Below are 5,054 nucleotides of genomic sequence, written 5' to 3'. Positions count from 1 at the left end.
CGATCGGCCCCACGGCGCCCTCGGTGGCCAAACGCCCTACGAGCGCCTCAAACAGAAAGCAGCGACCCCTCTGTCATAGGGCTCCGTCAGTTGCACAACGTCGTCCAACAGCCGTGCCCAAAATCCGACCATGAAGGTCAGCCGTCGATACCGCTCAATCAGTGCACTGCGTTCAAAGGAGAATGACCAGAAAATGGAAGTCAAGACATCGGGCCTCCGCCGAGGGCTCACCGCTCGGCATATCCAGATGATCGCGCTGGGATCCGCGATCGGCACCGGCCTCTTCTACGGGTCGGCCGGAGCGATCCAGGCTGCAGGACCCGCCGTGCTGCTCGCCTACATGGTCGGTGGCGCTGTGGTGTTCGTTGTCATGCGATCGCTCGGGGAGATGGCGGTCCGTCACCCGGTCGCGGGATCATTCGGACAGTACGCGTCGCGCTATGTGAGCCCGTTCGCAGGCTTCCTCACCGGGTGGACCTTCACGTTCGAGATGTTCGTCGTCGCCCTGGCCGACGTGACGGCGTTCGGCATCTACATGGGATTCTGGTTCCCCGATGTGGAACGTTGGGTGTGGATCTTGGCGGTCGTGTTCTTCATCACTGCTGCAAATCTGCTCAGCGTCAAGGTGTTCGGTGAGCTGGAGTTCTGGTTCGCGCTGATCAAGGTCCTGGCGATTATCGCGATGATCGTAGGGGGCATCGCGATCATCGTGTTCGGCCTTGGCAATCAGTCGGAGGGCGCCGCCGGACTCCACAACCTTGTGGACCATGGCGGATTCATGCCCAACGGAGTGTGGGGCATCCTCCTCTCAATGACCATCGTGATCTTCGCCTTCGGAGGCACAGAAGTCATCGGCATCACCGCCGGAGAAGCCCAGAATCCGAAGAAGGTGCTCCCCCGCGCCATCAACACCGTTCCGGTGCGCATTCTCCTCTTCTACGTGCTCGCACTGACTGTGATCATGTCGATCCAACCGTGGAACACGATCGATGGGGAGACGAGTCCTTTCGTGTCCATCTTCCACAACCTTGGTTTCGAAGGCGCCGCCCACGTCCTAAACGTCGTGGTCATCACCGCAGCGCTGTCTGCGATCAACGCTGACTTCTTCGGCGCGGCTCGCATGCTCCACGGGCTGGCGGAGCAGGGCCATGCCCCGCGCGCGTTTCTCAGAGCCACCCGCACTGGAGTGCCGTTCATGACAGTGATCGCGATGACCGGCTCCCTGCTGGTCGGGGTTCTTCTGAACGTGTGGTTCCACGATCAGATCTTCTTCCTCATCGCCGCTCTTGCCACCTTCGCGGTCGTCGTGGTGTGGTTGATGATCCTGATCTCGCACGCCCGCATGAAGCGCGAGATCAGGAAGGACAACCTTCTCCCGAGTGAGTTCCCGGTCCCCTTGTGGCCCATCGCCAACTACATCGCAATGGGCGTGATCGGCGTCGTCATCATCATGATCGGCGTCGTGCCAGACACCAGACCAGCGCTCATCGTCGGTGCCATCTGGGTCGCCGCCGTGGTGGCGTGCTATGCGCTGTTCATCCGAGGCGGAGGCCGCACCCGAATGGAACTCGTGGATGAGACGTCTCCGATCTCGACGATCCCAGAAGCGGACGCCGGCTCTGCAGAGAAGGAACCCTCGAGGCGAGCACTCCGCTGAACGAGATCCCGTGATGCGGGTAGCCAACTGACCTCAGCCCCCATGAAGGCGGAACGACATGACGTCCCTAGGAACCGAAGCGGACACCGCCGACCTCCCCACTCCAGCGCCAGATGGCACGCCCGAGCGTCTCAGCGCGCTCGCGCGTGCCATCGCGGCCGAAGAACGCCGTGCACTACTCGAGGTCATGCTCGAGCAGACGGCGCCAGATCACCGAGGACTGTCCATCACACAGCTCGCGGAAGCGACGGGAGTGTCACGATTCGCTGCCTCGCACCACCTGCGCGTCCTACGCGACGCCGGCGTCGCGCTGATGACGAGAGACGGATATCAGCGGATCCACCGGATCAATTTCCAGGCGTTCCTCGACCTCGAGGACTGGGTTCTCAGATTCTCTGCGAACCAGGACTGACCCCGACACCCCAGCGGGTCTGGCGCGCAAGATAGGCCAAAGGCCCCGATAGGGGGCTTCGCCGCACGGTAGCCGAGTGCGGCTCTCGTCGATCGCCTTGTTGAGCCTTGCCTTCCCGCTCGGCAGGACCCACTCCGGCTGAGCTTTCGTCCGCAGCCTCCTGCCCTCAGCACCCTGGCGCACCCATCACACATTTAGCCAGTCCTCCGGCCCTGACGCTGATGCCAACCGGCGCGCCCTAGCAAATTCGCATCCTGGTCCGAAGCAACCCGCTGGCAGACATCCCGACCACAGCTGCTGGGCGCATCGCCGGCCTTGGGTTGCATCGGCTGCTGACCGCCACAGCGTTCTCCTGTCCGAACCGATCCCGCTCGCCGCAACAACTGCGGTCTCCCCCGTGGGGACCCGGACCCCGAGACGGCCTGAGCCCGGTTACCGGACGACACGGTAGCGTGAAGGCGCGTGGGCTCCTCGGCCTGATGACGATCAGCGACCCCCCTGGGGATCTGAGGCTGGGACCAGCGGCTCCGCCCTCGGTGCGCGAAGCGATCCTCGGACGCCGCAAATAGTGGTTGCGGCGTCCGAGGATCTGAGCCACGCCCACGAACGTCACAGCCCGCTGGGGACGGGACTCGATGTTGGGGGCATCGCGTGACATGCAGACTGAGCGGGCGCGACCCGAACTCAGGTTATCGGCCCTCACCCCTTGCCCACCAAGCGATTTGAACAGTGAACGCGTAGATGTTCAACGCGTTCAGACGGTCAACTGATCGGTGCCCGCATCGCCTCTGCCGACGCGGAGCAGGGCTGGCGATTGCGCAGGGGCGATGGTGTCCTGCTCTTGCCTGTCCATCGTGGGCTTCGATGACATCCCGCGCGCGGCGCAGACCTATCCCGCGCTGACGACCGTCCGCCAGCCGTTGCACGGAATGGGTCAGGCAGGTTCACGCGCACTCCTTTCGCTCATCGACGGACGGCCGTTGAGCGTCGACAACATCCGGATGCCGACGACTCTGATCGTGCGTGGGAGCACCGCGACTGTCCCATCAGAAGCTTGACGTCTCACTAAAGCGACTCATTGGCGCGGCGACCGCGACGCCCGACCGCCCGCCCGCCCGCCCGCCGGGGCACACAATTGGTGCGAGCAGGCTGCCAAATCCGAACTGGACTTGGATCTGCAGCATCCGCTCGGTTATCTCCACGCGCTGAAGCGGTATCGCGCACGCGTAATCGGAGTCGCCTCGATCCTCGTCGCAAAGGACAGTCCTCCCTGGCCTCTCCCCGTCATCATCTCGATGGCGGCCGACGTTCGTCGTCGCGGGCGGCCCGCTCGCATCGCTCGGCGTGCTGGCGATCGTGGCGCTGCGTTGCTGCTGCAGGCCTGTCCGATGCACGTGCTTATCCCGCGGCTGTGGATGTGCAGCGCCGCCGAGCGTTGGCCACGTCGTCAGGCGACGGCGCGGATGACCCACCGGACCGATGTTGACTCGCCCGCGGGAATCACGCGAAGGTCGATCTTCGAGTTGAGCGCGTCGGGTGGACAGGTCATCGGCTCGACGGCGAGGGCGTGGCGATGGGCGGACCCGGCCGCCGCGTCGGCGGTGTACAGCTGAACCCACGGGCAGGTCTCGTCCAGCTCGACCTCGGCGCCGACTCCCGCAGAGTCGACAAGTCGCACACGGGCGCGACCGGCCTCGTCGCGCACTAGGTCCGTGAACGCGTTGTTCAGGACCGCACCACCGATAATCCGTGGTGATCGGAAGTCGCAGCCCTGGTCCGCAACGTCGGTGAGCCCGGTCGGGAGGAGGCGATCGACAGAGGTGAGCATCACCTTCCCGGCAGGCAGATGCAACGTCCATTCGTCGATCGCGCGCTCGCGCGGCAACCCCGCGACGAGATAGGGGTGACTGCCTGCGCCGAACGGCGCCGCCTCCGCGGCCAGGTTGGTGGCAACGATCCGCTGATGGAGGCCGTCGCTGAAGAGGTCGAAGCTAACGTCCACTCGCAGCCGCCACGGATACCCCGGCTGTGGCTCGATGGTGGCCGTGAGTAGTGCCGAGTCCGGGCCGGATCGAGCGATGTCGAAGCCCGTCCAGGCGACGAGTCCGTGCGACGCGTTGCCGAAGTCCACCTCGTTCACCGGCAGCTGGTGGACGGCCCCTCCGAACCCGTATCGTCCGGCGGCCGTGCGATTGGGCCACGGTGCGAGCACCGCGCCTCTCATCGCCGGCCGCAGTTCATCCGTGTCGAACGGGACGATCAGGTCCCGGTCCCGGAACCGCAGCTGCCGCAGAGACGCGCCAACAGTCGCGATCCGAGCGACATAGGCTTCGCTGCGCAGTTCGATTTGCCCTCCGGAGATCCAGCCCGTCATTTCCTGCCTCCACTTTGCTCACGCGCGAACAACAAGAACTCGGGGAGGCTTGTTGCGAAGTAGCCGGTCACGCCGTCGTCGCGCCGGGCGACCGGCGGCTTTTACTCGGCCCGGACCTCTCCCAGCGTCGGCGGGTTGTCCGTCACGGGAAGCCCGCCCGCCGACAACACCGCGTCCCACGCGGAGGTCGCCTCGCCCTCCCCTCCTTCCCACGGGTGGAAGGCACGAGGGCCGGGATCTTATGCGCACGCTGGGTCGCTCCTGTCGCGGTGAGAAGGCGGACGTAGTCGATGGTGAAGTCATCGCAGGTCGCCGGGCGATGGTGCTGCAGCCAGTTGATCCGTCCTGCGGGTCCGCTCCGCGATCATCGCCGATCTCCTCTGGTTTGCGTCGGCGGTCGGGGCCGCCGGCCTACTGAAGAGATCGCTGCCCACAGTTCACGCTAAGAGACGTCGACACCCCGCGGTATGGTCAGAAGAGGGAAGATCATGGACAAAACTGCGATCGCATTTTGTGCAACTGACGGAGCCCTATGACAGAGGGGTCGCTGCTTTCTGTTTGAGGCGCTCGTAGGGCGTTTGGCCACCGAGGGCGCCGTGGGGCCGATCGTA

At 64.9% G+C, this 5,054-nt stretch carries 4 protein-coding genes; 3 read left to right on the top strand and 1 reads right to left on the bottom strand.

Features of this window, described 5'->3' with window-relative positions; translation table 11 throughout:
• Positions 1-193 precede the first annotated feature (193 nt).
• The 3 genes from ASF40_RS04150 to ASF40_RS20795 all read left to right on the top strand — a co-directional run bounded on the left by ASF40_RS04150 (position 194) and on the right by ASF40_RS20795 (position 3,127).
• Complete coding sequence (locus ASF40_RS04150; protein ID WP_056366994.1) at positions 194-1,657, top strand: amino acid permease; 1,464 nt, start codon at positions 194-196, stop codon at positions 1,655-1,657.
• Positions 1,658-1,715: 58 nt separating this feature from the next.
• Positions 1,716-2,069, top strand: coding sequence for an ArsR/SmtB family transcription factor (locus ASF40_RS04145; protein ID WP_056366993.1), 354 nt, complete (start codon positions 1,716-1,718; stop codon positions 2,067-2,069).
• Between the two features lie 854 nt (positions 2,070-2,923).
• Positions 2,924-3,127: a substrate-binding domain-containing protein gene (locus ASF40_RS20795; protein WP_200919427.1), complete on the top strand. Its 204-nt coding sequence runs from the start codon at positions 2,924-2,926 to the stop codon at positions 3,125-3,127.
• Between the two features lie 389 nt (positions 3,128-3,516).
• Here the strand turns inward: ASF40_RS20795 and ASF40_RS04135 are convergent, their stop codons facing one another.
• A complete protein-coding gene (locus ASF40_RS04135) occupies positions 3,517-4,443 on the bottom strand; it encodes an aldose 1-epimerase family protein (RefSeq protein ID WP_056366991.1) in 927 nt (308 codons plus the stop codon).
• Between the last annotated feature and the right edge of the window lie 611 nt (positions 4,444-5,054).

The organism is Microbacterium sp. Leaf288 (assembly GCF_001422925.1).
In the GTDB taxonomy this organism is placed as follows: domain Bacteria; phylum Actinomycetota; class Actinomycetes; order Actinomycetales; family Microbacteriaceae; genus Microbacterium.
This window is presented reverse-complemented; position numbering and strand designations above follow the sequence as displayed.

Bases quoted from the DNA above. Each gene is read 5' to 3' on its own strand.
- ASF40_RS04150 (WP_056366994.1), top strand. From the start codon at position 194: ATGGAAGTCAAGACATCGGGCCTCCGCCGAGGGCTCACCGCTCGGCAT.
- ASF40_RS04145 (WP_056366993.1), top strand. From the start codon at position 1,716: ATGACGTCCCTAGGAACCGAAGCGGACACCGCCGACCTCCCCACTCCA.
- ASF40_RS04135 (WP_056366991.1), bottom strand. From the start codon at position 4,443: ATGACGGGCTGGATCTCCGGAGGGCAAATCGAACTGCGCAGCGAAGCC.